Consider the following 26,775-nt stretch of genomic DNA (forward strand, 5'->3'; position numbering starts at 1 on the left):
GTGCCGCGCCTCACGACGACGACTGCTCGATCACATGCAGGAATTCCAAACAAATGCCACAAACCGAGACGGCTTCCCCGACCTGACTTATGGACCATCGCCGACCGAAGTAACCGGCCCGTTACGCCGGCATCCTGGCAAGGGAGGGACCTGGAGGCAGGAAGGATGCGGACCAGCGTCGCCCCCTGTGATTCAGACCCCGCTGCCACCCTGTTTCGCAACGGTTCATCGCTGTGCCGAAGCCATCCAGGGAAGGCGGATAGACCGGCTGATTACGGCGACTTTGCGGTGCGAGGGGATGACGCTGCGCCGCAACATCAGAGCCGATAGCGCGCGGCGATCTTCGAGAGATTGGGATTGTAGTACGGGTCCGCCCGCAGAACCGCCCCCCATCGGTCTTGCATCACCCGGACCTCGCGCTCGAACCGGGCCAGTTTCTCGGGTGTGTCCTCCGCGCCGCGGCTCTTCGATTCGTGGTGGATCAGCCGCGCATGCGGTGTCCACACGATCCGATACCCCTGCGCGCGCAGCCTGAGGCAGAGGTCGACGTCGTTGAACGCGACGGCGAGGTCGTTCGCGTCGAAGCCCCCGCCCTCCGAGAAGACCGACGCCCGGAGGAGCAGGCAGGCGCCGGTCACGGCCGAGACCTCCTGCGTCAGGACCATCCGGGCGAAGTACCCGGGGTCGTCCTCGGACAGCCCGGGATGGCTGTGCCCAGCCACGCCGCCGATCCCGAGGACGATGCCGCCGTGCTGCAGCGTGTGGTCCGGGTAGAGCAGTTTCGCGCCCACCGCGCCGATGTCCGGCGTCAGCGCGATGGACACCATCTCGCGCAGCCAGCCGGGCTCGATGACCTCGACGTCGTTGTTCAGGAACAGGAGCAGCGGCCCCCGGGCCGCTGCCGCGCCTCGGTTGGAGAGGTCGGAAAAGTTGAAGGGTCCGGGCACCGACACGACACGAACGCGCGCGTCGTTCGAATAGCGCGCGAAAAGGTCGCGCGTGCGGGGCTCCCGGCTGTCGTTGTCGACGATGAGCACCTCGATGGCCGGATAGTCCGTCGCGTCGAGAACACCCGCGAGGGCCACGGCGAGCAAGTCCGCGCGGTCGCGCGTCGGAATGACCACCGAAACGAGGGGAGCCGGCTCCGGGACCGGACGGACGAGCCGGTTGAACCCGAGGGGGCCGCGCACCGCCGTCGCCCGCAGGGGGGCGGCCACCTCGGCCAGCGCGCGCAGCCGCGCCACCTCGCTCCGCTCCAGGGCCCGGTCCGAGAACGTCCCCGAGCCGCCGGCGGCACGCCAGTGGTAGAGGATCCGCGGAATGTGCCGGATGCGATCCGGCGTCAGACGCGCCGTGATCCGCAAGAGGAGATCGTGGTCCTGGCTGCCCTCGAAGCCCGGGCGCAGGCCGCCCACGGCCCGGATCGCCTCCGTGCGGATCACCGTGAGGTGATTGATGTAGTTCTGGCCGTAGAGCAGCTCGCGATCGAACCCCGACTTGAAGTGCGGCTCGAAGCGACGCCCACGCCCGTCGATCTTGTCCTCGTCGCTGTAGATCAGAACGAGATCGGGCGCGGCACGGATCGCGGTCGAGACGTGGTAGAGCGCCCCCTCGGCCAGCACGTCATCGTGGTCGAGGAAGGCGACGAAAGGACCGGTCGCCTGCGCGAGGGCGTCGTTGGTGGCGCGGGCGATGTGACCATTCTCCGCACGCCGGACGACGTGAATGCGGGGATCCTGCTGGGCGTGACGGGCCAGGAGGCGTGGGATCGCCGGATCCGTCGAGGCGTCGTCGACGATCGAGAGCTCCCAGTTCGGATAGAGCTGCGCGCGGACCGACCGGATGGCGGCGTCCAGAACGCGCGGGGCGGGATCGTGCACCGGCATCACCACCGAGATCCGCGGCGCGTCCGGCCAGGCATCGATCGCGTCGCGGATGCGCCGCCGATCGGCCTCGGAGAGGGTATCGAATCGGGCGATCCACGTGGCGTAGCCGGTCTCCGTCCGATCGTGGAGGGCCCGCAGGAGCAGCGCCCGCCCGCGAACCTTGAGGCCGAGGGCGCGCCAGTACAGGGCGCGCGCGGCGAGGGCCGGGTTCCGGCGCAGGGCGCGCGCGACGAGGCCGATCCGCCGGACCCGGCGGATCGCGAAACCGTCGAGGTGGAACCCCGTTTCGCGGGCGAGGGGCGCCAGGTGCAGGGCTCGCAGCCCCTCGGGCAAGCGCCCCGTCCAGACGAAGCGATCCCCGCCCTCCGCCTCCTCGGAGAGGGCCACGATGCCGGGCCGACCGTCCGGGCCGAGGACCCGCGCGCTGAGGACCAGCCGGCAGACGCCCGCGCTCCCGACGTCCCGGAACCGGATCGTCGCCCAGGTCCCGCCGAGACCGGCATCCGCGAGGTCGAGGTCGAAGCCGGGGCCATCCGGGACGAAGCGCCGCGTCGAAGCCCCCCTGCGAATCCGGGGGAGCGAGACGGCCGGCAGCGAGCCGGACCGGTTCGGGGTCTTCATCCCTGGCTCACTCCATCGCGGACCGTACCCGAGGCAGCAGGGCCGGACCTTCCCGCGAGCGTCATCGAACGGCGGGACACCGCAGGGCGGGCCCGATCGTCGCCCCCGCTCCCCCGGTCGGCGTCGCCGCCCCAAGCGCGAACGGCCTTTCCGCGCTCACCCTCGTTCACGCCCCACATCGTTCCACCGTAAGCCCCAACCCGCCTGTTCCGGCCGTCGGCCCCGGTCGGCGCACCGGACCGGCCCGCGCCACCGGAAGGCGACCAGACCCGGCTTACCGCATTTTCGCGGGTCACACAGGGCCGATGCCGGGGCCGGGGATCGCCCGACCGGCAGGCCGAACATTCGCGCGGCGAGGGCCCTTGCGTACCCCGAAACCCCAGGCTATAGCCCCCTCCACCGGCGCCGAGCGGCACCGGTGAGGGCGCGTAGCTCAGCGGGAGAGCACTACCTTGACATGGTAGGGGTCACAGGTTCGATCCCTGTCGCGCCCACCATCTATCTCTCTGATGTCACAGGTTTTTACCTGCTGAGAGATAGGCCTACGGTTACTGATCGTAGGTTCAGCGAACCTGATCGAGGTTCGATACGGCTCCACCGCAGGTTCGCGCTTCATCAGAACCCGACGCACAAGAGCCGATGCCAGCCCCCCCCAAGCTCGTTCCAGCCGATCCCGCAATCTGGCGTAAGGCCTTCCTCGACCTGCGCCCCAGCGTGTCACCCTGCCCAGGCCTGACCGGCACGAACTGGATGGCCATGCACGAGGCCGCGATCGAGTTCCTCGACCGATACGCCGATCAAGCGGTGGCGCTCGGATGGTCGACGCTGGATCTGTTCGGCGTCCACCCCCAGGCCGGTACCATCCGACCCGATTACTGCGGCGCCATGGTCCTCAGCGGCGAAAAGGTGTCGTCCGTGCTCGCGGACCGGATCGTGTTCGAGCGAACCACCCACAGGCGGGACAAGCCGGGCCGGCCCAGCGGCGCGGTGCCGCTGTGGACGTTCGGCCGGTGACGCGGGCCCGGCGCATGCTACTTCCTCGACATGGCTGAGAATCCAACGACCGGCGACCTCTACAAGGCGAAGACCATCCTCGAGGCGGACGTCGCCGCCGCGGTCGACGCCTACATGGCGGATCCAACCAGCACGGCCTTCCTCTTCGGCGACGGCTACCGGATCAATCTCGCCGATGCTGTGAGCAGCCACGAGTGGTCGAAGGTGACCGTCGCGAACAAGGACGCCACCGAGCACCTGAAGCGCGCTGCGGTGCGGACCGCGATCCTACTGGCTCGGCCGGATAGGCCGTGAGCGGCGAAGCGCCGTCCTGGCGCGAGATCACCACCGACGAATACGCGCCGCGCATCTTCCCAGAGACGTCCGGCAGCGCGCAATGGATCGCGTCGAGTGACCGCGTTTACGAGCTGCTGAAGGGGCAGCACGAGGGGCAGTACAGGCTCCGGCTGATCCTGTGCGAAGCGGTCGACCTGAAGCGCGGCCCGAACGCCAACGCGCTCTGGTACTGGGACTATGACGCCGGGCCGCCCGCGATCACATGCGTGGCCGAGACCTGGATCCAGGCCAAGGACGGGCGGCGGCGCCGGGTAGGCGAAAATGGGTTCGCCCGCTGAACAAGCGAAGGTCTCGCAGAAGGGCCCTCAGCGCTCGCTACTTGCGTTGATGAGCGTTCGAAGCCTGTTCGTCCGACGAACAAGAGTTAAGCGCGGCCGCTTCTCCACCAACGCTCCCACGGCCATGCACGCTTCTGCGATCGCTCTGTGCGCGGGCTCGTCCCTTCCACGACTGCAAACGCCCCATTCAAATGAAACGAGACTGACCGATCTGTTCGCTCAAGCGCTGAGATGTGTCCCCAGACGTTACCGATATGGAACTCTCCTGGAACACTGACCCGGTGAGGTCCTGCAAATCCCGCCCCTTCGTCCCGAACATGCCGACCCATATCGAACCCGTTTTTAACGCCGTTCCAAAGGAACAGGCGCCAAGAACCATCGGAGGCAGTCAGTCCACGTGCGAAGGTCGTCCAGGGCCTTTCGAGATCCACGTCAGACCAGAGAGTGCTCTTTGGGGAGGCATGGTAGGCGTCCGCAACCAGATCCATCGTTTGCTGATCGATTGACCAATTCGATGAAACCATCCGTTTCTTGAAGCCAGGAAGGTCAGGTCCGAGGATCACGACACCAGCGGCTTCTGCCGCTTCTACCAGCCGGATAGCCTCTGCCGAGAGCGCTTGCCCGGACGGGATGATCAACAAGCGCATCCTTGCGAGATGGTCAGCGCACCGCTGGGTCGAGGCGACTCCGACATTGAGGCCGGCTGCGCTTGCCGCCAGAAAAGCGCCGCGGACCGAACTGAAATCCTGGCTGCGTTGCATGGCATCGCTATCAGACAAGCAGAGAACGTCGAAGTCTGACTGCAAATCCGTCTGTGTCGTGTGCTGCTCGTCGCCTTCTATGCGAGCGCGCATCTCATTCAGGCTGCCAACGTAGGCTTGGTCGATGCGCCCTCTCCGTGACATCGGGAAATAGACATGGACGGGATCGCCATGTGCAACGATTGGTGCCGTCTCGTGGATCAGCTGAGGAACGCTCTTGGGATATTTTCTGCCGCCACCTTCGGGCTCTGCATAGAGAGGCACGACGAGATCGCGACGGATATCAGCGCGTAGCAGTACCGCTGTCTCGATCCATGCTTCGAGCGCTCCATAGAACGGCGGCAAGTCCGATGTAACGAGATTAAGCCCAATCGGTGGTGCTGTTGGATGTCTGAAGGTGAAGGCCAGATTGACGGAGCTTAGTAGGCGCTTGTCGAGCTTGCGAAGAAAAGTGCCCAGTTCACGTAGGTATGCAGTGTAAGTTTCTACAGTCAAAAGGCGGTGCTCTTCCGGAGACAACGTTGAGAGTGCGGTCTCGCCTCTTGTTGGCCATCTTAGTTGAGCAGCACGAGCGCGTGGTTCACTTATGCTTTCGCCAACGGCCCAATAATCGCCATCGAAGAAGAAGCTGTCGGGTTTGTACTTTTTGTAGATCTCTGAGAGTACCGGCTTCAGCCACTTCGCAAGGTACGGCGATGTGTGATCAATCTTGCCAGACGTAGCTCCATCGAGACGATACCGGACCCACGCTGGCTGCTCTGTCAATAGAACGTCATTACGAAGAGTGCTGACGTAAATACCAAATGCGATGCCACGCTTGCGAGCGACATCTCTCCAGAAACCAACTAAATCAAAAGGTAAGCCAGGTGCAACTTTCGCTAAATTTGAGGGATACTGCGCTAGCCCGTCATGCCCAATCGCGAAGACGGTCAACCTAGAAGGACGTACCGAGTCGATGAACTGCTCGATGTCAGATGCTGCAAAATCCGGCAGTCTGTACGCGTCCATTCCGGCATGTAGATGGTTGTCAATCAGGACATTGACCTTCACGCGCCGTGCTCCGTTGTTACTGCTATCTGCAACACGGCTGCGCTTATTCCACCCTCAAGCTTTAGGATTACATCGCGGGCCACGCCGGTAAGGATCGCAATCTCCCTCGCAAAAGCCGAGGTCGATGGGTCAGTCGCATTACCGACTTCGATTGGCCCGCTGATAAGCGGAAGCTTATTCGTTGGCCCGTGCAGGGCAGGCCAGCCGCGTGCGATCCCGCTCCCTCCCGAGTCCGCGAATTGGCGGCGATCGTAGACAGCAACGAAGGCTTGCCCCTCCCTGAATGATACTGCGCAGGGTAAGCCGCACGAGCTCAGTCTAGCGCCGCCAGAAACGGATGAGCAAAACACATCCAGGACGAACAGTGCATCTGGATCGCCGGTCTCAATCCAATCCTCCGCGCTGGATGTTGCGAGCAGTATCTCAGGCCGGCATTTAGGACGTCCGATCAAGACATTCTCGTAGATCGCGATCAGATGCGCCGCCCAGTAATCCGGACGTGTGATGATCATCTCCCAGAAGTTGCTCCCTCGATCGGGCATCAGGGGGGCCTCGAACAACTCCCTGTAAGCGAAGGCGTCTGTGGCCTCATTCCCCACCGGCAGGCCTGTGAGCATCAGGGTCGGAATGGAGTGGCTTAAGATTATGCCGCGCCGGCCTTCGGCCCAATTCGAATCCTTAAGGCATCTTCGAGCAGCATCCGTCGAAGTGACATCGTATCGGAGAGGGCCAACGATCACGCTATCGCTGCCATGAGCAGGATCAAGGCGTGCGAGAGAGCAGATGGATGCGCTTACTCCTTGTCGCAGCAAAGCGGTCCATACCCCCCTTATTGTTAGCCAAAATTGTTCGTGAGGCGAGAAATAGCTTTCAAGCAACAAGAATTCCGACTCTGATATAAGAATGGCTGTTTGAGAGATTGTCCCCGAGCAGCTATCGCGCGCAAATATAAATTCATTGAACGTCGGGAAAGACTTGCCACTAGAGGTCACGTCGGGCGCAGACCATGCGAGGCGCGCGACTCGGTTTGGCAGGTCTCCCCGGTGCTCCCCGAATGCATCAACGATCACACGAGATAAAGCCAACCCTTCCTGCCGAAGGTTGAATTCGATGTTCTGCCATGAGGCTCCGATGAAGCGAAACTGCAGCTTTGTCAGATCGGAGGTGATGAGATGAGCGGGCAATTCAATACGATGATCTTCGTTATGCCATCGGCTCCCATCATGGGAGCGAGGAAAGGATGCGACTACTTCGTCCTCGATAAGGATCTCGAAATCAGTCGTTGCGTGAATATTAAACTGAATACAGTGGGGATAGTAAGCAATGGTCGGCAGCTGGATTGTTGCACCGTCGAAAGCCCAGCGGAAGGCTTTATTGTTGAACCAATTGCCAAAACAAAGTCGCCCCTCGCGGTATGACCATCTATCGCCGATTAAAGCTGAGTCACTGGATGCGCCAATCTGTACTTCGTACCTGTACGCATGGCGTCGGTGCGATGTCAGGGATATGTTGGCATCGACAGCCGGCAGCTCTTCTACCAGATACGGACTTGATGGGATTAGAAGTATACGGCGGTCACGAGGAAAGTTCAGATAAATATCTGGATGTTTATATGTAGCGTCGTTCTGTGTAATTACACCGACCAATCTACCGGCACCGAGTGAATACACTGCCCATGCAAGATCATGGCGATGGGATATCCGATCGCTTAAGGATACATTTGATAGATAATGCTTTGTATTGAGTGAGAATACGACTCTGTGACACCCAGCAGGAGCGACTTCGAATTCAAAATTAATAGGATTTGAATAAACATTGCCTATCCCAAATTGGGATCCTGGTACGTGCTCCGTTGAACTATGGTCCTTCGAACTCACCATTGATAACTTTCTGTCCGCTGCAGCTAGGATATAGCACGGTTTAACGACCAGAACCTCGAAATGCCATCGCGTGTTTCGTTCGGTAAAGCACGCTGTGGTGCTTCGCACTAGCATTCGCAAAACTGACAGTTCGAAACGACAGAAGCCCCGGAGCCGAAGCTCCGGGGCGCTGTGGACGACGGTGAATAGCGGGGATCAGCGTCGAGATGGGGGTCGCCCGAGGATTGCATCGAGCATTTCGCGGCGCGTCTCCTGCATCTCTTCGCGCACTGAACTCACCATGTCGTCAATCCGTCGTTCGAGGCGAGTGATGACGTCGCCGGTGACGTAGGTCCGTGCGACCTCCACCTTGAAGGCGTTGAGGGCATCGGCCTGACTCGCGACCTGGATTTTTACAGCGGCCATGTCGATCGTTAGCGGCGAGACGGCGGCGGTCTCTCGGGCCTTGAGCTTGCCGGCGATCCAGTCCCAGCCCTTGATGAGCAGGACGAGGAACAGCGCGAAGCCGATGAAGGCGCCCCAGGTCATAGGGCCGCTGGCTAGGAACGAGACATCCATGATGGTGGCCCCCCAAGGCCTGATGCGCGCCGGTGTCCGGTCGCGCGAGAGAAGATCAGCGCGCTAGGTCGCGGCGAACGCTGTCGATCCAGAACAAGGCGCGGGCGCCGCAGGCGGTCTTGGCGCGGTCGAGGGCCTTGGCCTCGCCGATAAGCTGCACCACGTCGCGCTTCGTCAGGGCGCGGTCCGGGATCTTGGGGAAAGACCGGCGCAGGCACTCGGCCACCCCGTCAGGGGCGGGCGGGAGCGCGACGCGGACGTCCGGCCCCGCGCCGCTAGAGTGCTCGCAGGCGCCGAGCGTCGTCGCGAGTAGTGCAGCGGCGATCCCGCTCAGGATCCTTGGCCAGCGCATCGTTGATCTCCTGGAGCTTTCGGTTCGTGGCTTCGGCCGCGGCGAGGTCCCGCACGGCCTGAATCGCCACACGGTCGGTGATGTCCTTCGCGACCTTGGTGCGGGTCTGTTCGGCCGCCAGGGCCCGAGCCGCCTCGCGGGCGAAAGCCTCGTGCGCGCCCCTGGCCCGCCCTGCCTGGAACAGGGCGGCCCCGACCATAAGAGCGAGGCCGGCGCCGATCAGCGGCCGGCGCAGGAAGCCCGGCAGGTAGGCCGTGCCGAGCAGGGCCAGCAGGATCAGCCCGAGCCCGCCCGCGCCGGCCAGGAGCGAGACGAGGGAGAAGGCGGTCCAGCCGTTCTGGAGGATGGTAAGGAGGGCGGTCACTTCAGGCCCTCCAGGCAGAGGGCCGTTTCACGGGCTCGACGATCGGCGAGGCCCGGGACGACCCGGCCCCCGGCCTTGTTCCAGTAGCCCATGGCCCTGCACGCGCCCGGCCGGTCGCCGGCATTGTAGAGCCGGACCGTGGTTGAGCCGCAGAACCCGCCTATCCCGACGTTGTAGGCCATGGACGTGAAAGCCACGAGCGTCCGGTCGCTCATCGGCGCCTTCACGCAGTGCTCGACCTTGCCGGCAAACTCGTCGAGGCGGCGCAGCAGCAGCGCGTCGCATTCCGGCTTCGTGTAGGTCCGGCCCATCACGGCACCCTGGGTCTCGCCGTAGCAGTAGGTCGGGACCCCGACGATGTCCTTGTACGTGCGCAGGCGCAGACCCTCGTCCTTGCCCACGTTCACGATCGCCATCAGCCCGGCGGCCGTGGCGGCGAGCGCTCCGCCCCACATGGTCTTGCGCGCGAGCCGGCTCATTCGCCCCCCGGCAAGGCTTTCTGCGAGACGAGGCGCGCCACGGCTGCGGCGATCGTCACGGCGCCGGACAGGGCGGCAAACCACCCGGCCGGGATCGGCGGACTGCCGGCGAGGCACGACAGGGTGACCTCGACGCCGGACAGGACGACCGCGAGCGCGGCCAGCCGAACGCTCCAGGCGTGCCGAAGCACCGCCCGCCAGTTGGATTTCAGTTTCACGGGATGCCTCCGGGCATAAAAAAACCGCCCGAAGGCGGCGCATCATCGAGCGGTGGTGGGGGGATCAGGCGACGCCGGTTGCCTGGTTCGACCAAGTTCCGTTCTGACCGGCTTGCCTCTGTGCATAGGTCCGGACATGACCCGTGAAGCGGGAGTTGCCGGCGGCGCGGAGCGATACGGCGCGGTCGAGGTTCGTGTTGGCCCCGCCAAACGCGTTGTCGCGTGAGGTCCCGGACTCCACGATCGAGTAGGCATCGGCCGGGGGCGCGTCCGGGTTGCCGTAAGCCTTGGCGTGCATGCGTCCCATCTGGAACGAGCTATCGGTCGTGTCCTGGCAGAGAATCGCCGGCTTTTTCGTCTGCGCGTAGTCGTAGTCGCTGACGTTCCCGATCGAGACGCTCAGGTCCTTGCAGCCGATCGCCGCTACGACGTACGGCATCTGGATCGCTTGGCCGATGTCGAGATCCACACGCTCGACACCGACGAGGCGCACGCCGCAGAAGCCGTCGGCGTAGGCATTTCCGATCCAGCGGATGCCCAGCGCCATGCCGTAGCCGAACTTCTGGTCGGGCTTGTTGATGATGTTGCTGGCCCCGCGCGAGAACAGAAACAGGTCCTTGCCGCAGGTGTCGCCCGAGACACCGTCCATGATCGGCCACTTACCGTCCAGCCCAGCGGGGCTGTCGCCAAAGTACCAGCCGTACTCACCGTGACCGAAGGACTGCGTCCCGTTGAAGACCGAGCCCGAGAACTTCTCCGCACGGATGCCGACACTGGTGCAGTACCCAAACAGCCCGTCGCGCACGGTAAGGCCGTTCTCGGTGAGCGTAGTGTCGCCGTCGGGCATGTAGAGCCCGCGGTAGCAGGCGAGACCGCCCTGGCCGTTCACGAGTGGATTGTTGAGCGTGGTGCCGAATGCATCCGTGCAGCGGATCGCGTCGCGGGCCGCCCAAACCTGGACGTCGAACTCGCAGGAGAAGGGGGCGACGAGATCGAGGCCGTGCGCGTTGACCAGCGGGGAGGCCGCCGCTCCGGCGCCCGGCCCGTAGAGCAGCACCGGCGCCAGCTTGAAGTTCGTGAGCGGCGCGCCGTTCTTCTTGCGTGCCGTAATGGCCGGGAAGTTGCCGCCCCATTTGATGACGCCCGAGCCCCGCCCGCCGAAGCGCACGCCGATGCCGTGCATGCCCGAGATGTCCCAGGTCTTCGTCGCCATGGTGAGCTGGCCGTAGGGGAATACGATCTCGGGACCGCCACCTGCGTACTGGTTCTGCGATCCGTAGGCCGCCGACAGTGCGTCGAGGGCGGCACTGTCGTCGTCGACTCCGTTAAGCTTACACCCCCCGCCCCACTTCGCATCCATTGGATTGATGAACTCGCGCAGCACCATGAGATCGAAGGCCGGGCGCAGCTTCGACGCGGACGTCCCCGTCTCCGGGATGATGTTCTGAGCCTTGTTGTTCAAAATGTTGTCGAGGTCGCCGACGTCGGCGGTCTGCAGATCGAGCGTTGCCTTCGCATTGACGGGATCAATCGACAGGTCGAGGCCGGCGCCGCGCCGCTTCACCTTGAGCCCGAGTGACCCCGTTACGTCGATCGGAAAGGTGGGCTTCTGCGGATAGGCGGACATGAGCAGGGCTCCGGGCAAAGAAAAACCCGCCGGGCGAGGGCGGGTGGAAGCGGTCAGGCAGGAGAGCGAGCAATTAGGCGAAGGCGATCGGCTCGTCGAAGATCTCGGCCGTCTCCGAATCGATCGTGATGCTGATCCGCACGTCGTAGAGACCGGGCCGGAACCCGAGCAGCGTCCCGGCCGGGAACAGCGCCTCGACGATGCCCGGGTTGGAAACGGTCAGGGAGCCGGCGGCGAGCGACGCGCTCAGCACCGGCGCCGGGGCGCAGTATCCGTCCGCCGAGCCGTAGACCGGACCGCACCAAGCTTGATGCTGGACTGGGGGGCGACGCGTGACGGTCAGAACGATGTCGGAGGCGGTCGAGAAGTCAATCAACCCCTCATCGGATACGTCGACCCGGCCGTCGGCCCGCACGGCCCGCAGGATCTCGCGGAATCGCCACTGGCCCCGGCGCGAGACCGAGCCGAGCGTGTTCAGGTACGAGGGCATCGTGGCGCCTACAGCTTGATATAGAAGGTGCCGAGGCGGGTCGGCTGCATGGTCCGGTGGGGCACGCCGCCGTCCGGGTTCGAGATCGGCACGCCGAAGGTCTTTGAACCTCCAGGGTTGGGCGTCGTCTTGTAGTTCGTGGTTGCGGTCCAGACGTTCGGTACCGCCGCGCCGCTACCCTGCTGCACGACCTGGAGCTGCGAGTAGATGACGCCCTGCTGTTCCGGATAGCTGACCTCGACCGCGCCGTCGGGCAGGTCGGCCGGCAGGTTGTTGAGGGAGAGCACCTGGATGCAGTCGCCCCCGATCCCGCCTGGCGTCTGCGCGTCGGGGAAGTAGGAGAACCGCGCCGAAACCGTGCCGGTGGTACCCACCGCCGCCGGCGCCGACATCGTGATCGTGCTTCCGCTCTTAGCAACGACGGTCGTCCCGGCCGGTACGCCATCCGCCAGGATGGTCATGTCTCGGCCGATCCGCTCAGCACGACTGACCGTCGCCGTCGCCGAACCCGCAGCGAGCGTGAGCTGCACCGACGTCTGCAGGCGGTCCGCCGGGTTCGAGCCCATGTCGTCGAGGCCGCCTGCGATCAGGCCCTGCATGGTCGGGACCATGATCTGCCGGCCGGCGGCGAAATCCTCGATCGCGGAGACGCCCCGGCCACCGATCACGGACGCGACGGCATCCGGGAAGGTGTTCCAGAGATACAGGAACAGCGCCTTGGCACTGACGTTCGCGAGCTCGGATGCGCCGGAACCGGACCCGCCGATGGTGCGCGCGTTCATCCGGACCCAGCCGGCCTGGATCGAGGCATCAAGGCGCCACTTGATGTCGCCCGTCACCGCGATGGCGGTCGGGTCGACCGGCGCGTCGGAGCCGGTGTCGCTCGCGACCGCTTCGCCGAGACCGTCATCGTTCCAGAGCAGGTCGCCGTAGGGGCCGAGCACCTCTTCGCGGTATTGGCCGGCAGGGAGATAGACCCGGGGGAAGCGCCCGAATCCGTCCGCCTTCACGGGCTGGGTCCAGGGCTTGGAGAGCGCCGCGTCCTTGTAGACCGTCAGCGAAGCTGTCGTGCCGGCGGCGTAGAAGTTCACGCTGGGCACGAGGAGCGGGCGACCGGAATCGTCGAGCACCTGCTGCCGCGAGAGCGGCCAGGAAATCGTCATGCAGGGGTGCTCCGGAAAAGCAAAAGCCCCGCGCGGAGGCGGGGCCTTGGGCAGCGCGGCGGATCGCTCGCGCGCGTCTCGGGACGGTGGTTGTTTCGGGCGGATTGCCTGTGAGGTCAAGGCTCGCCGCTTGAACGGTCATCTCGCGGGCTGGAAGGGTGCGAAACTTTCACAGGCCTAAAGCGGCATCGGGCGATTGGATGTGTCCAAAAAGCGACGGACACAGCGAGTGGCCATGCTGGATAATCCGAGCGTTGGATTTGGACAGGCCATGAGCATCAGATTTTGCACTGCGGTAGCACTGGCCTTGGCGGTCGGCGGCTGCGACCCTGCGGATGCTCCAAAGGAGCCGGGAGTTAAGCCGGGAATCGATAAGATGTGCGAGATCGATCGCCAAATGGGGGGCACCACCACCGCGCATGATTCTGAAACCTGCAAAAAGCAGCAGGAGCAGATCGACCGGGCGACCAGAGGTTGATGCCCCGTTGGTCGCGCTTTCTCTCCGCAGTGCTCGTCTACACGCTCGCGATGGTCGCAGCATGGTGGGTCATGCAGGCCTGGGCTTCCCGGTCCGTAGATGCATCCCCCATGTTCATGGTGGGCATGTCGGATGCTACTACTGCTCTGCAGCCTTGGGACGATCCTGCTCTATCGCTACATCGTGCGGGCGTACCCGCTGTCAGGGAGGCGGCAAAGATGACCCGGGCTTTCTGGATGCTGGCTCAGGCCGCCGCGATCGGGTGGTGCACGTGGAGCGCGTTCAACAACGCCGACGTGCACCCGGACCCGCGCCTGTCGGGCCCGCTCGCCGTGCTGGTCATGTTCCTGCTGTCGACGCTGATGGTGGCCTTCGCCACCGCCGTCCTCACGAACCTATGGGACTGGGCGCACCGTCAGCTTCAGGGGCTCCCCTTCCGTTCTGGGCGCGCGGTCGCCCGCCTGCGCTCCGCGTCCCGTAATCCGGGTCAGGCGATCGAGGAGGGCAATAGTCGACGCGCCCGGCTTCGCGGTGGCGAGCTGCGCCAGGCGCCGACCGCCCTCCGGGGTCGTCAGTAGCTCGGCGAGCCGATCCACGTTCTTTCCCGCCTGCCAGTCGTCGAGTCGGTTCATGATGCGCGACGGCAGCTTAAAGCCGCCGGTGGCGATCGCCGCGCCGCCCTCGCCGACGAGCCCACGCTTGCGCAGCTCCTGCAGGGCCTCGTTGTTGAACGAGGTCTTGGAGCCGATGCCCTGCCGGGTGCCGGTCGCCTCCAGGATGTCGAGGAACCGCGAGAAGCCGGCATTCACCTGCTCGCCGTTGGGCAGGGCGCGCAGGAAGGCCTCGATGTTCTCTCGCTGGAGCGGGTTGCCACGGATCGCGGCGGCGAACTTGGCGCCGCCGGCCTGGTTTGGGCCGGATTGCAGCCTCTGGGTCGCCTCGGCGAACTCGGTCCCGAGGAACGATCGGCCGAGATCCTGCGCTGCGCGAGGATTGCTCCGAACCAGCGCCTGCACCGTCCGAGTGACTTCCTGCGCCGACCCCTCGCGAGGCTTGGTCGGCAACAGCGCGGAGATCGCGGCGTCAACGTCAGGCCGAGCCGCGATGCGGCCGAGCGGCGAGCGGTCGATCGCCTCGCGCCCCTGGTAAGCGACAGCGAGGCGCTGGAGGCGCTGCCGGGCCTCGGGCAGCTGTGCGAGCAGGTCCTCGTTCCGGCGCATCGCGGCGCGGATGGTGCCAGCGGATGCTCCACCCTCGGCGCCGCCGACCTCGTCGAGGATTCGAGTGACTTCGCGATCCTGGAAAGCGCGACGTGCCTCCGGCGTCGCGTTCGCCAGGAACTCGCGCGCGGCCGTGGCGCCCTGCACCGCACCCGGCACCTGCTCGGCCGGGGTCGCCATCCGACCGGTGCGGGGGTCCCGCTGGACGACCCGAGCCAGCGGCGTGTTGCCCGAGAAGGGCTCCAGGGGCCGGCTGTTGGCCGCGAACCGCGCGTCGGCCATTGCCATCTCGGGCACGCCCTTCAGCACGTTGTCGAGAGTGGTGCGGGCGGCCTGGAGGCGGCTCGCCTTCACGCCATCGCCCATGTCGGTCGCGGTGCGGATGTCCTGGTCGAGGCGTTCGCGGGCCTGATGCAGCCCGTCGACCGTCATGTCGGTCTCGCGCCCGGTAGACCCGAACAGGTTGCGACGAGCCGCCTGGAGCGAGGCACGGACGTCGCCCTTGGCGGTGCGCAGCGCCTCGTCGACCGCGTCGAGCGCAGCCTGCGGATTCACCTGCCCGAACCGGACGCTCGGGATTTCTTCTGTGACCGTGGTCGACTTCACGTAGGGTTCAAGCGGGCCCTTCATCCGGCCGACGACGTGCTCGTAGGCGTCGAGCGGGTCGCTGATCTCGCCGCGCATCAGGGCGCCGACCACGCGGCTGCGGATGTCCGGATGCAGGCTGGCCGGGTCGATCCCGGCGCGGGTCAGGTCTTCGTCGAGGCGGGATTCCGAGGTCGACAGCGCGGCGTCGTATTCGTCGCGGCCGCGGCTGGCCTCGGAACGTGCACGCGGCTTCCCCTGCGCATCGAGCGGGTAAGACGGCACGCCGCGCTGCTCGTTCTGAAGCTTGCGCAGCAGCTCGGACGAGATGTCCCGCGCCATGCCAGCGTCGGCGTCGGGCCGGAAGTAGCCCTCCTCGATCAGGCGCTCGCGCCAGAAGTTGTCGAGGCTCTTGCCGTCCGGCCGGGCGACCTTACCCACACCGGGCACGGTGAAGCGGTGCAGGTCCGTCGCGGCGGCGTCGCCATCCAGGCGCAGACCGCCGTTGCGGGCGATGAAGCGCGCAAGGCTTTCCGGGCCGGGCTCGGCTTCCACGGCGCCGGGACGCTCGAACGGCTCCACCGGGCGCGGCGCATCGGCCTCGAACTGGGGGCGCGAGTAGGCGGGCTGGGTCACGATCGGCTCGCCCGGCCGCTCCACCGTGACGGTGCCCTCAATGCCCGCGTTCTCAGGCACGGCCCGGGCGGCAGCGTAATCGCGCGCAGCCTGCTCGGTACGGGTGGCCTCGCGGGCGTCCGCGACCCGGCGCATCTCCTGCTGCATGACCTGCCCGGCCCGATCCGGGGAGACGCGCGGGCCCGCAGCCTGAGTGGCTCGGATCACGGACTGTCCCTCGGGCGTACCGGCCACGCCAGCCCGGGCGGCGGCCTGGACGTCGGTCCCGACCTGCGACGGGCTCGGTCCGGCCGGCGCGACACGGTCGAGTGCACCGCCACCAGCAGCTTTGATCTGCTCGGCACGCTTGCCGAAGAAGTCGGCCAAGCCGCCCTGGCCCTCGACCACGCGCAGAAGATCGCCCGCGCGGCGCGGCCCGAGGACCTGCTGCGCGGCTTCCGCCCAGGTCAGATCAATCGGCGTAGCGCGTCCGTCGGCAGCGCGAAGGCCGGCCCCGTCGTCGACCACGGCCTGGATCTTGCCGAGCTCGTCGGGCGTGATGCTGCCGAACGACTTGTCGAACAGGCGCTCGGCGGTCGACGTCCGGCCATGGAGGGCACCCGCGCCTGGGCAAGGCGCCGGACGACGAGCGCGACCCGACCCGGCCGATGGAGATCGGCATCGCGGCCCACAAGCTGATCCTGGGGCACGGCGCCGACCTCGTGATCATCGACGCGGCGGACTACAAGGGCGGGGCCGCGAAGACCGCCCGGGCCGCCGCCTACGCCGCCGGCGACGCGCCGATCCTGCGTCCGGACTGCGAGAAGGCCGAGACGCTCGCCGAGCAGGTCAAGATCCGGCTGGCCCGCGTCCCTGGCTGCGAGGGCTTCCAGGGCGCGCCGGCCGAGGTCGTCGCCATCGCCCGCGACGTGTCCGGCGCCTGGCTGCGCATCATGATGGACCGCGTCGAGATCCACGAGGATCACGCGATCATCTGGGACGTGAAAACGGGGGACACGTCCGCCGCGCCCCAGACGCTCGGTCGCCGCGTCGAGCAGATGGGCATGGAGGTTCAGGCCGCCTTCTACATCCACGTCCTGGGGCTGCTGTTCCCACACCTGCAGGACCGCATCGCCTTCCGGTGGATCTTCATCGAGAACGACGCGCCGCACGGCGTGTGCGTCGCCGAGGCCGATGCCGCCGGCATGCACGTGGGCGCCCACAAGGTCGTGCTCGCGCTCACCCGCTGGAACAAGGCCCTCAAGAGCGGGACCTGGGCCAGCTATCCGACCCAGATTGTCCGCGTCGAGTACCCGGAATGGGCCCAGAAGCGCTGGCTGGAGCGCGAAGAGCTCGAACTTGCGCAGGAGGTCCAGAATTTCGACCTCAACAGCAGCCCGTTCCGTCCCCTCGATTGGGAGGATGCGGCGTGAGCTTCACCTTCATTCCCGCAGAGCGCTTTAAGGAGCGCGCTGGCCTGTTCGTGTCCCTCACCGGGGGCACCAACAGCGGCAAGACCTACTCGGCGATGCGCTTGGCGCGCGGCATCGCCGGGCCGACCGGCAAGGTGGCGGTTCTCGATACCGAGGGCGGCCGCACGCTCCACCTGAAGGCCGACTTCGCCTTCGACGCGAGCGTCATGGACCCGCCGTTCCGCCCCGAGCGGTTCGCCGCCGCCGCGAAGGCCGCAGAGGACGCCGGCTACGACGCGCTCGTGATCGACAGCTTCTCGATGGAGTGGGCCGGCCTGGGCGGCGTGCTCGACTGGCAGGCGGCCGAGTTCGAGCGGATGGGCAGCAAGGACTCGGCGAAGGGCACGTCCTGGATCAAGCCGAAGATGGCCCACAAGGCCATGGTCTACTCGTTCCTGCAGCGCCGCATCCCGATCATCTTTTCGATCCGGGGCGAGGAGAGCTTCGTCCCGCCCAACAAGACGATCTTCAAGGCGATCACGAACAAGCAGTTCCCCTTCGAGGTGACCGTGTCGTTCCGCCTGGAATCGGACCGCAAGGGCTACATCGACCTGAACGACCCGAAGTCGTGGAAGATGGAGGGTGTGCACCAGGAGATCTTCAAGCACGGGGACCGGATCGACGAGGAGCACGGGGCGGCGCTCGCCCGCTGGGCCTGTGGTGCCTACGCGCCGAAACCCGCTCCGCAACTTGCTGCGCCGGCGATGAAAGACGAGCCGGAGCAGCGTCGGCTCACGGGACCCGCCGACGCTACTAGGCCGTCTAACCGGGACCGCTTGTTCATCGCGGCGCGTGAGGCCGCGAAGAGGGGCCACGTCGCCTTGGTGGACTTCCGTCGTAACCTCGACCCTCGCGCCGATCGCGCCCTCGACGAGATCCAGGCCGAGCTCATCGACATCGCCGCCGACGCAGACTCGCGCGACGATGGCGATCCCGACCAACACAGCGAGGCCGCGTGATGGTCTCGGCCGCCGCTACGTCCACTCCTCGTCTGCGCCTTCTCTCCCTTGGTGCCGGCGTCCAGTCGACGACGCTCGCGCTGATGGACGCTCATGGCGAGGCCGCCCCCATGCCCCACTTCGCAGCGGAGTAGCCCCGTGCTCGTTCCTTGGCGTGTCCTCATCAAGATAGTTAACTTCAGCCGCCGCGCCGAGACGGCCATGCTCTCCAGTGATGATTTACAAATGGTTCTATATTCTATGGCCAGCATCCAATATTTGATCGAGAAGTATTTCGAGAGAAACGATACTTTCGTCGAGTGCAGCATGAACCGGGTGCTGCTTAAGATCAATAGTGTTCTTAGTTTTATTCGCCTGCTTCAGGATAACCTCAGAAATTTGGTCATATCTATCCCAATCACCTGTGTCTATTGCGGCCTGTACTCGCTTGCCGAATATGCGGTAAGACCTGCTGATAGGACGAATTACCAGCATAAAATCTTCGACACTTTGTCTGGCGTCGTTTCGCAGCAAAGCAGGTTGAATGTTGGCTCGGAAGTTAGATATCCTATCCTGAAACAGATCCACCAATGTCTGATAGCTTTCTGCGGCAGGAGAGAAGTCCTTATCAAAGCTTCTTTGTTTATCAACACCGCCTTCAATCGATGCCGTACGATAGGCAGATGCGGAGACATCCGGTATAATAAAGTCGAATTGATCATTCATGCGCTTAATGGAGTCGGCTGCCCTTTTCAACGATCGAGTTGCTTCAAGCCGGCCGTTCACTATGGGTATGAGACTAACGGACCTTTGCTGATTTGCGGCGGCAACTTGGCGCTGGGCTCCCTTCCATGCAAGCAATCCGGCGCCGAGTGCTGCAAAAACGCCAAGCAGTGTCTGATAGCGGTTGAACCAGAATTCGAAGCAATTCGGCCTAGGCAGACGTTCGAGTACTTTAGGCGATTTGATAAGCTTAAGCTGCTCATCAGTGAAGAGATTATCAGGGACAGGACACGCAACCCCGGGCAGAAAAAGCCAAGCTACAAAACCTACAAGAGCCAAAAGGCTCAAGAACGAAATCACCCGCCAGACTTTATGCGATTTAACAGCCATGCTTACCCCCGTGGAGGTTCATGGCGTTCTGGGTGTGAGGTGCGCAAGCCTTCAACCTGCTCGATCCACATCGCTGTGACTGCTGAGGTCAAGCATAACGGCATGCCCAGGGGCGCCGATGCGTGAGGACATCCTCATCCCCAAGCAGGTGGCCGCCCGTTGGGGCTGCTCGGAACAGCACGTCAGGAACATGGTCAACCGGGGCGAGCTCGGGCACTTTCGCCTCGGCGGGAAGCTGTTGCGGATTCCCCTCTCTGCCGTCGAGGAAGCGGAATGCGCGATCAAGGCCAGCCTTACGACATCGGACGGCTCAAGTCGGCCAGCTACCCCGAGGGCGAATGCGTCCTCACGTTCTGGAAGGACGGGAAGCGCCGCCGGTTCCGCCTCGGCACCAGTGTCGAGGCTGAGGCTCGCAGCCGTGCGCCAGCCGTCTACGCCGAAGCCCTGAGGCCGACCGGCACCACGGTCGCGGAGCTGTGGGAGGCCTACCGAGTCGACAAGGCCGGGCGTCCGGTGGTCGAGATCATGCGCCACGAGTGGAAGGCCCTAGCGCCACGTTTCGGGGAGATGGCGGCCGAGGCCATCACGATCGCCGACTGCCGGGCCTACATCGCGGACCGGCGGGGACTGCGCACCAAGCGGCACCCGAACGGGATCAAAGACGGGACGATCGTTACCGAACTCGGCCGCATCCGCATGGTCCTGAAGTGGGCTGAGAAGCACAAGCACATCGCGCAGGCGCCGGCGATCGAGCGCCCAGCCCTCCCGAAACGGAACGTCGACAAGCATCTGACCGCGCACCAGGTGCGTCAGCTCGCGGAGGCCTGCAAGGCGCCCCATCTTGAGCTGTTCGTGCACGTGGCCTACGGCACGGCCGGCCGCGCCGCGGCGATCCTCGGCCTGACCTGGGATCGCGTGCACTTCGATCGCGGCAAGATCGACCTGGAGGACCCCGACATCAAGGTCGCGCACAAGGGCAGGGCCGTCGTGCCACTGACCCGGACGCTGCGCCTGCGGCTCCTGGAGCAGCAACGGGGTGCGCGCTCCGACTTCGTCATTGAGTGGAACGGTGAGCGTGTGGGGTCGGTGAAAAAGGGGCTGGCCACGGCTGCGAAGAACGCCGGCCTCCCGCACGTCCACCCGCACATGCTCCGTCATTCGGCGGCGGTGCGTCAGGCCGAGGCAGGTGTGCCGATGGAGGAGATCGCGAGCTTCCTGGGGCACTCCAACCCGAAGGTGACGCGCGAGATCTACGCGAAGTTCTCGCCCGAAGCGCTGAGCCGGGGTGCTGCCGCGCTGGAGCTCGACGACGACGAGCCGATCGCCATTGTGGCCCGCCGGACGGGATAGCACCCGGGTTTAACTGGTGAGCGTGTGAACCGCTGCTTTGGGTGGTGAGCGGACCTCGGCTCTTCGCCCGAAAGCGGACGCCCCATATCTGACCTATAGCGGACCATCAGGTCCGGCGTTACCGCCTCGCCTCCCGCCCCGCCTCGATCATCGAGCGGATGCGTGCCGCCATCGTCTCGATGGCGAACGGCTTCGTCAGCACCCCCATACCGGATGCTAGATGACTGTTAGCCAGCACTGCGTTCTCGGCGTAGCCGGTGATGAACAGCACCTTGAGGTCCGGTCTGGAAACACGGGCTGCATCGGCCATCTGCCGCCCGTTCATGCCGCCGGGCAGGCCCACGTCGCTGACCAGGAGGTCGATGCGCACGTTCGACTGCAGGATCCTGAGCCCGGCCGCGCTATCTCCGGCCTCGATGGCCGTGTAGCCGAGATCTTCCAGGATGTCGGTGACTAGCATGCGCACGGTCGGCTCGTCGTCGACCACCAGCACCGTCTCGCCCTGCTCGGAACGTGGCAGCGTAACTGCTGGGATCATATCCGAACCATACGGCACCTCGCCGTAGTGGCGCGGCAGGTAGATAGAGACGGTCGTCCCCGTGCCGACCTCGGAGTAGATGCGCACCTGCCCGCCCGACTGCTGCGCGAAGCCATAGATCATCGACAGCCCGAGACCGGTGCCCTCACCGATGGGTTTGGTGGTGAAGAACGGCTCGAAGACCCGTGCCACGACCTCGGGCGGCATGCCGGTGCCGGTGTCGGTGACGCTGAGCGTGAGGTACTGCCCCTCCGGAACGTCCTGCTGCCGCGCCGCTCGCTCGTCCAGCCACTTGTTAGACGTCTCGATGGTTATGGTGCCCCCGTCCGGCATCGCGTCGCGGGCGTTGATGCAGAGGTTCAGCAGCGCGTTCTCCAGCTGGGACGGGTCAACCAGAGTGGGCCAGACCCCTGAAGCGCCGACAACCTCGACGGCGATGCCGGGACCGACCGTGCGCTGGACCAGCTCCTGCATGCCGAGGGTCAGACGGTTCACGTCCGTAGGCCTGGGATCGAGCGTCTGCCGGCGCGAGAAGGCGAGAAGGCGATGCGTCAGGGCCGCCGCCCGTTTCGAGGCGCCTTGCGCGGCGGCCATGTAGCGCTCGATGTCGTGGAACCGTCCCTGCTGCATGCGGGACTGCATCATCTCCAGCGAGCCGGATATGCCCGCCAGCAGGTTGTTGAAGTCGTGCGCGAGCCCACCGGTGAGCTGCCCGACCGCCTCCATCTTCTGCGCCTGCCGCAGGGCCTCCTGTGTGACGGCGAGCTCCGCTTCGGCGCGGAGCCGGGCCGAGATGTCCCGCGCATAGTGGAACGCCCCGATGACCCGACCCTGTTTGTCCCGCAGCGGCGAGTAGGAGACCTCCCAGCGGGGCTTGGCCAGGCGAGGGTCTCCGAACTCCTCGGTGACCGTGTACGCCTCCCCCGTCAGGGCGCGCGCCATCAACCCACGCATGATCGAAGCCTGGTCGGGCGGGAACAGGTCGGGGAACACATCGCCGAGCGCGACCCGACGCCCGAAGATCCGATAGAACTCGTCGCTGTGCGCCCGGTTGAAGTCGATCAGGCGATAGTCCGTGTCGAAGGCGCAGATCGGGTCGGCGTTCGACTGGATGATGTCACGCGAGAGCTGCAGTTCCGTCGTCCTGGCACGGACCTGAGCCTCCAACGTCGCGTTGAGGTCGCGCAGGCCCCGTTCGGCAGCGTGCTGCGCGCTAATATCGGTGTTGGTGCCGAACCACCGGACGAGCTCGCCAGCCTCGTTGCGGATCGGCTCGGCGCGGGTGAGGAACGGCCGGTACTCGCCCGCGGCCGAGCGCAGGTGATAGACGCCTTCCCATGCTTCCCCGGCGGCCCAGCGTCCACCGACCTCGGCGATGATGCGCTCGACCTGGTCCGGCAAGTGGACCTCGCGCCAACCCCAACCCTGCATGACTTCGAGGGTCGTGCCTGTGTATTCATACCATCGACGATTGTACCAGAAGATGTGCCCGTCCGGCTCCGCCATCCATGCAAGTTGGCTGACGTTCTCGGCCAGGGCTTGGAACTCGCGCACCTTTTCCCCGAGTTCCCGCTCGCGCTGCCGCAAGGCGGTCTCGGTATGCACCCGCCGGGTTGTCTCGGTGCAGGCGCAGAACATACCCGCTACGGTGCCGTCCTCGCCCCGCAACGGCGAGTACGAGAACGTGAACCAGGTCTGCTCGTCGAAGCCGTTCCGCGCCATGCGAAGCGGCATGTCTTCCATGTAGGTCGCCTCGCCGTCGAGGGCCCGCCGGACGATGGGTTCGATGTCGGTCCATATCTCCGGCCAGACGTCCCGGAAGGCGCATCCGAGCGCGGCGGGATGCCTGCTCCCCAAGATCTGGACGTAGGCGTCGTTGTAGAGGAAGCCGAGGTCCGGCCCCCAAGCCATGAACATCGGGAACGCGGAACCCAACATGAGACTGACGCTCGCCCGTAACGGCGCGGGCCATGTCTCTGGCCGGCCGAGGGGTGACAGCGTCCAATCATGCGCACGCATCAGCGCACCCAACTCGGTCCCGCCAGCGAGGAACGCGGTTTCGCGACCGACCGTGTCAGCCACGGCTCGCCCTGCCGTGGGCCACCGGTCCCTTAATCGCTGTGAGGGTTGCCGCTTCGTCACGCTCCAGCAGGCGGAGCGCAGACCGCATAACCTCACTGATGCTGCGGTAGCGGCCGGACGCGAGAAATGCGCAGAGGAGCGCGTCCTGTTCCGCGGTGATCGAGACGGTGACGGTTCGGCGCACGGACATCGATATGCCATGCCTGCCGGGGCTTGTTCTTACAAGCGCGACACGGCCACAGATACGCCCTAAGGCACCTCAGTTCTCGGTCGCGGTGCAATGCCAGAACCTCCGCTGATCGCCCATCCCGATTGTCGGTCTCCACCTCAACAGCCTCAAAGCGGACATTCCAAGGGTCGGCAAAGGATCGAAAGCAGCCGCTGGGAGACGCCAAGCTTCTAATAGCGGACCTAGGTAGTGCTCTCAGGTTCGCCGCGCCTGTTCCCCGTGAACGCAGCCGGAACAAGACGCGATTTTACCGAGGGAGACGCGAGGCGACCACCAATAATTAGAAGCAGTTGGGGGAGGGGAACAAACTTGACATGGTAGGGGTCACAGGTTCGATCCCTGTCGCGCCCACCATTACTCCTTGATCGGATTAGTGGTTCACGAAAGGCGGCCTTCGGGCCGCCTTTGTCGTTTCCAAGTGGGCATCCCGCAACGGCGACGCGTGGTCGATGGCGGATCGGCCGGGATTCCAGGTCCTTGCGGCTTGTCGGTGACGGGCCGTGAGCGCGTCGTATTTTCCGGGCGCGCCTGATCCCACGAGGCTGGAGCCGTCACGAACCAAGGCGTCACGCGCGTCCGATCACGCAGCCGCGAAAACCGCGTCATCCCCCAGACATTTCCCGCCCGAGCATCGCGCGACCAGGCGCCCCCCCCCGGAACACGCGCGCGCGAATCCGATCGCGGGAGGCCTCACGACAGAGAACAGCCGCCGCCCCCGAGGGGAGACGACGGCTGTCGATGAGCGGCCGCACACCGGTCCGCGGACCGGTGTGCGGCCGTTTGGTCAGGCTGCCGTCAATCAGGCGTAGAGCGGAGCGGTGTAGACCAGGAAATCGTCCGCATGGAGTTCGACGGGCTTCGTGTCGAGCGTCGCGAAGACCACCGCCTTGCCAGCCCCAGCGGTCCCATCGGCATCGAAGGAAACGTTTCCGCTCGTGCTGTCATAGATAATCGTCGGCGCTCCCTTCTGGGAGATCTCGTTGCCGGGGCGCAGAATGAAGTGATTGTCCACTCCGGTGCCGTCCACCAACTGAGCATAGCCATTGTAGATCGGCGTGCTGTTGTTGAAGACACCGAAGATCGAGCTGTCGAGGACGATCTTGTCGAGCCCAACCTGGAAGTCGGTGATGTGGTCCAGGTTACCCGACGTCAGAGACGCGTCGAAAATGAACTTGTCCGCACCTGCACCGCCGGTGAGGACATCGCGACCGGACCCACCGGAGATCACGTCGTCCCCAGCGCCGCCGTCGATCGTGTCGCTGCCGGCTCCCCCACGCAGGCTGTTCATGCCGCTGTTGCCGACGATAATGTTGTCGCCGTCGTTGCCGGAACCGCCGATATTGGCCGACCCTTCCAAGTAGAGGTTCTCGAGATTAACGCCGAGCGCCCAAGTGACGGTCGAGTGAACGTTGTCGATTCCGCCACCCTCACCATTGAATTCGACGATTTTATCGTCCCGGTGGTACACGTAATAGGTGTCATCACCAGCACCGCCTTCCAGACGACTGGCCTGGGTCAGCGACGCATACAGAACATCGTCACTATCGGTGCCGCGATCGAAGTATCCGAAAGCCATACTCAAACTTCATCCGTAAGATTTTTGTACGGAGTGGACTATGAAATACTGAATATTTCAAATAATCAAGCTCTCATAAAGTGTTGCCTGCACTTTATCGGGAAATTTATAAAAAATTGAATTAAATCTAAGGGCTTGACGCTGCCGATGTGAACTTAAGCTGCCTAGACCGTCTTGTCGGCAGTTGTCTTTCCCAAGACAACCTACTTCCGTGGTGGAGAACTGGCGTAGAGCGCCGGCCCCAACCCCGTCTAGCGGATAGTTTTGACGAAATGCGCTTTCATCTGACCGGAGATTTGCGAAGTGAATTCTCCGCACAATCAGCCAGACACGAACGGAACAGGATCTGGAAGAGACGCTGAACGAACATTTAGACTGTGACGTTTGCCGCAGTGCCCGATCAGACTTGGCGGGTGACAATCTTCTGCCGCCGGCCATCAACCGGCCAGGGTCACGGATGGACATTCCGGCGACTGGCCCGTTGCTGCGTTGCTGCATGCGGCGGGCGATCAATAAAAGGGCCCACGCGGATGTGATCACAACATTGCGAGGGGAGGGGGGAGCCTGCAGCAGGATCGGGCGCGCCTGCACGGAGGCTCGCGTCGCAGGGCTCCGTCCGTGTCACGACACCGGGTGCGCGGCGTCGCAGGTCAATTCGACGGAGTCTGATTCCAGGAACAGCTGGATGCCGAGAACCCGATCGGCACAGAATATTCGGTCGATCCGCACGTCGGCCCGCACGGCGGTCCCTCTGACCGCCCCCTAGTGCGTCCGTACCAGAAATCGCGAGCGTGACCGGAACAGGATTGCGCACGATCCGTTTGCGCACAGTTGCTGACGCACCCGGCGATCGTCTTCCGGGATGCAGCCACGCTTGGACCGACGAAGCCACTTCGGCAGACGACGACGGGAGACCATCATGATCGACACCCACCGTGTGACCGGTACCGCCAAGGAACTCGCCGGCAAGGCGCAGGGCGCCATCGGCGACCTCACGGGATCCCGGGATGATTCGGTGAAGGGGCGCCTGCGCGAAGCTCAGGGCTCGGCCGAGGACCTCTACGGCCAGGCCAAGGACGTCGTCCGAAACGTCGCCGACGAGGTCTCGGATTATGCCGAGGACGCCTACGACCAGGGCAAGCGCCAGTTGCACGAGGTCCATGAGCGGTCCGTCGCCTGGCCGCACGCCTCGCTTCTCGTGGCCGGCCTCGTCGGCTTCGGCCTCGGCCTCCTCGTCAGCAAGCTCTGACCCGTCCACGCCGCTTTTCCAGACCCACCGAACGTTCGGAGTATCCCGTGTCCACTTCCCCCCTTCTCGCGACCCCGGCCGTCTCGGCCGACACCCGTACCGTCCTCCTGAACCAGGTCTCCTGGGGCGCCATCTTCGCCGGCGCCGTCACCGCGCTGGTGACCCAGGTCATCCTCAACATGGTCGGGGTGGGCGTCGGCCTGTCCAGCGTCGGACCCGTGGCCGCCGACAACCCGGCCGCCTCGACGCTCTC

At 64.8% G+C, this 26,775-nt stretch carries 24 protein-coding genes, 1 tRNA gene and 2 pseudogenes; 11 read left to right on the forward strand and 16 right to left on the reverse strand.

The features are described from left to right. Positions 1-317 precede the first annotated feature (317 nt). The gene (locus ASG63_RS20950) at positions 318-2,507 is read right to left on the reverse strand and encodes a glycosyltransferase family 2 protein (protein ID WP_056221209.1); all 2,190 of its coding nucleotides are present in this window, start codon (positions 2,505-2,507) and stop codon (positions 318-320) included. Positions 2,508-2,929: 422 nt separating this feature from the next. Here ASG63_RS20950 and ASG63_RS20955 point away from each other — a divergent pair. The 4 genes from ASG63_RS20955 (at position 2,930) to ASG63_RS20970 (ending at position 4,135) form a co-directional block, all read left to right on the forward strand. Beyond that, positions 2,930-3,004: transfer RNA gene (locus ASG63_RS20955), tRNA-Val, on the forward strand. Positions 3,005-3,257: 253 nt separating this feature from the next. After that, on the forward strand, positions 3,258-3,521 hold the full coding sequence (locus tag ASG63_RS20960) for a hypothetical protein (protein ID WP_244479990.1): 264 nt from the start codon (positions 3,258-3,260) through the stop codon (positions 3,519-3,521). Between the two features lie 30 nt (positions 3,522-3,551). Beyond that, positions 3,552-3,815: a hypothetical protein gene (locus ASG63_RS20965; RefSeq protein ID WP_056221214.1), complete on the forward strand. Its 264-nt coding sequence runs from the start codon at positions 3,552-3,554 to the stop codon at positions 3,813-3,815. Next, on the forward strand, positions 3,812-4,135 hold the full coding sequence (locus ASG63_RS20970; protein WP_056221218.1) for a hypothetical protein: 324 nt from the start codon (positions 3,812-3,814) through the stop codon (positions 4,133-4,135). The genes ASG63_RS20965 and ASG63_RS20970 overlap by 4 nt, the downstream gene beginning before the upstream one ends. 86 nt (positions 4,136-4,221) lie before the next feature. On the opposite strand, the gene ASG63_RS24740 is transcribed toward ASG63_RS20970, so the two are convergent. The 10 genes from ASG63_RS24740 to ASG63_RS21005 form a co-directional block, all read right to left on the reverse strand. After that, positions 4,222-5,946, reverse strand: a complete 1,725-nt coding sequence (locus ASG63_RS24740; RefSeq protein WP_156394294.1) for an alpha-L-fucosidase — start codon at positions 5,944-5,946, stop codon at positions 4,222-4,224. After that, positions 5,943-7,616, reverse strand: a complete 1,674-nt coding sequence (locus ASG63_RS25690; protein WP_156394295.1) for a hypothetical protein — start codon at positions 7,614-7,616, stop codon at positions 5,943-5,945. Before ASG63_RS25690 ends, ASG63_RS24740 begins: the two co-directional genes overlap by 4 nt. A gap of 405 nt (positions 7,617-8,021) precedes the next feature. Further along, positions 8,022-8,354: a hypothetical protein gene (locus tag ASG63_RS20975; RefSeq protein WP_244479991.1), complete on the reverse strand. Its 333-nt coding sequence runs from the start codon at positions 8,352-8,354 to the stop codon at positions 8,022-8,024. 85 nt (positions 8,355-8,439) lie between these two features. Continuing rightward, the gene (locus ASG63_RS25695; RefSeq protein ID WP_156394296.1) at positions 8,440-8,736 is read right to left on the reverse strand and encodes a hypothetical protein; all 297 of its coding nucleotides are present in this window, start codon (positions 8,734-8,736) and stop codon (positions 8,440-8,442) included. Then, complete coding sequence (locus tag ASG63_RS20980) at positions 8,660-9,100, reverse strand: hypothetical protein (RefSeq protein ID WP_056221223.1); 441 nt, start codon at positions 9,098-9,100, stop codon at positions 8,660-8,662. The genes ASG63_RS25695 and ASG63_RS20980 overlap by 77 nt, the downstream gene beginning before the upstream one ends. Next, positions 9,097-9,579, reverse strand: coding sequence for a lysozyme (locus tag ASG63_RS20985; RefSeq protein ID WP_244479992.1), 483 nt, complete (start codon positions 9,577-9,579; stop codon positions 9,097-9,099). The genes ASG63_RS20980 and ASG63_RS20985 overlap by 4 nt, the downstream gene beginning before the upstream one ends. Further along, positions 9,576-9,797 carry a DUF7940 domain-containing protein gene (locus tag ASG63_RS20990; protein ID WP_056221227.1) on the reverse strand — a complete coding sequence of 74 codons (222 nt, stop codon included), beginning with the start codon at positions 9,795-9,797 and terminating at the stop codon, positions 9,576-9,578. The genes ASG63_RS20985 and ASG63_RS20990 overlap by 4 nt, the downstream gene beginning before the upstream one ends. Positions 9,798-9,861: 64 nt before the next feature. Next, positions 9,862-11,424, reverse strand: coding sequence for a hypothetical protein (locus ASG63_RS20995; protein WP_056221229.1), 1,563 nt, complete (start codon positions 11,422-11,424; stop codon positions 9,862-9,864). A gap of 73 nt (positions 11,425-11,497) precedes the next feature. After that, the gene (locus tag ASG63_RS21000) at positions 11,498-11,914 is read right to left on the reverse strand and encodes a hypothetical protein (RefSeq protein ID WP_056221232.1); all 417 of its coding nucleotides are present in this window, start codon (positions 11,912-11,914) and stop codon (positions 11,498-11,500) included. Positions 11,915-11,922: 8 nt separating this feature from the next. Then, positions 11,923-13,077, reverse strand: a complete 1,155-nt coding sequence (locus tag ASG63_RS21005) for a hypothetical protein (RefSeq protein ID WP_056221235.1) — start codon at positions 13,075-13,077, stop codon at positions 11,923-11,925. 229 nt (positions 13,078-13,306) lie between these two features. Between ASG63_RS21005 and ASG63_RS25700 the strand changes: the two genes are divergently transcribed. Next, positions 13,307-13,555: a hypothetical protein gene (locus tag ASG63_RS25700; RefSeq protein WP_156394297.1), complete on the forward strand. Its 249-nt coding sequence runs from the start codon at positions 13,307-13,309 to the stop codon at positions 13,553-13,555. A 395-nt stretch (positions 13,556-13,950) separates the two neighbouring features. Here the strand turns inward: ASG63_RS25700 and ASG63_RS21010 are convergent, their stop codons facing one another. After that, on the reverse strand, positions 13,951-16,503 hold the full coding sequence (locus ASG63_RS21010; protein WP_056221237.1) for a hypothetical protein: 2,553 nt from the start codon (positions 16,501-16,503) through the stop codon (positions 13,951-13,953). 98 nt (positions 16,504-16,601) lie between these two features. Here ASG63_RS21010 and ASG63_RS21015 point away from each other — a divergent pair, with 98 nt between their 5' ends. Both ASG63_RS21015 and ASG63_RS21020 read left to right on the forward strand, forming a co-directional pair. Continuing rightward, positions 16,602-17,408 (forward strand): PD-(D/E)XK nuclease family protein, encoded by an 807-nt coding sequence (locus ASG63_RS21015; protein ID WP_274534752.1) that lies wholly within the window; start codon positions 16,602-16,604, stop codon positions 17,406-17,408. After that, a complete protein-coding gene (locus ASG63_RS21020) occupies positions 17,405-18,406 on the forward strand; it encodes an AAA family ATPase (RefSeq protein ID WP_056221242.1) in 1,002 nt (333 codons plus the stop codon). The genes ASG63_RS21015 and ASG63_RS21020 overlap by 4 nt, the downstream gene beginning before the upstream one ends. 231 nt (positions 18,407-18,637) lie before the next feature. On the opposite strand, the gene ASG63_RS25705 is transcribed toward ASG63_RS21020, so the two are convergent. After that, entirely contained in the window at positions 18,638-19,498 is an 861-nt protein-coding gene (locus ASG63_RS25705; protein WP_156394298.1) for a hypothetical protein, read from the reverse strand. A 118-nt stretch (positions 19,499-19,616) separates the two neighbouring features. On the opposite strand from ASG63_RS25705, the pseudogene ASG63_RS27140 reads away from it, so the two are divergent. Then, positions 19,617-19,754, forward strand: a pseudogene (locus ASG63_RS27140) (helix-turn-helix domain-containing protein); the annotation flags it as partial. 17 nt (positions 19,755-19,771) lie between these two features. Continuing rightward, positions 19,772-20,848, forward strand: a complete 1,077-nt coding sequence (locus ASG63_RS21025; RefSeq protein ID WP_056221246.1) for a tyrosine-type recombinase/integrase — start codon at positions 19,772-19,774, stop codon at positions 20,846-20,848. A gap of 118 nt (positions 20,849-20,966) precedes the next feature. On the opposite strand, the gene ASG63_RS21030 is transcribed toward ASG63_RS21025, so the two are convergent. From ASG63_RS21030 to ASG63_RS21040, 3 genes are all read right to left on the reverse strand, one after another. Continuing rightward, on the reverse strand, positions 20,967-23,528 hold the full coding sequence (locus ASG63_RS21030) for a PAS domain-containing protein (RefSeq protein ID WP_443189821.1): 2,562 nt from the start codon (positions 23,526-23,528) through the stop codon (positions 20,967-20,969). Then, entirely contained in the window at positions 23,461-23,658 is a 198-nt protein-coding gene (locus ASG63_RS21035) for a ribbon-helix-helix domain-containing protein (protein ID WP_056221251.1), read from the reverse strand. Before ASG63_RS21035 ends, ASG63_RS21030 begins: the two co-directional genes overlap by 68 nt. Before the next feature lie 838 nt (positions 23,659-24,496). Then, positions 24,497-25,273: a calcium-binding protein gene (locus ASG63_RS21040; protein ID WP_056221253.1), complete on the reverse strand. Its 777-nt coding sequence runs from the start codon at positions 25,271-25,273 to the stop codon at positions 24,497-24,499. A gap of 919 nt (positions 25,274-26,192) precedes the next feature. On the opposite strand from ASG63_RS21040, the gene ASG63_RS21045 reads away from it, so the two are divergent. Together ASG63_RS21045 and ASG63_RS21050 are read left to right on the forward strand one after the other, a co-directional pair. Next, complete coding sequence (locus tag ASG63_RS21045; protein ID WP_056221255.1) at positions 26,193-26,522, forward strand: CsbD family protein; 330 nt, start codon at positions 26,193-26,195, stop codon at positions 26,520-26,522. A 47-nt stretch (positions 26,523-26,569) separates the two neighbouring features. Further along, a pseudogene (locus tag ASG63_RS21050) lies at positions 26,570-26,775 on the forward strand (PhnA-like protein); the annotation flags it as partial.

Source organism: Methylobacterium sp. Leaf94 (assembly GCF_001426045.1).
Taxonomy (GTDB): Bacteria; Pseudomonadota; Alphaproteobacteria; order Rhizobiales; family Beijerinckiaceae; genus Methylobacterium.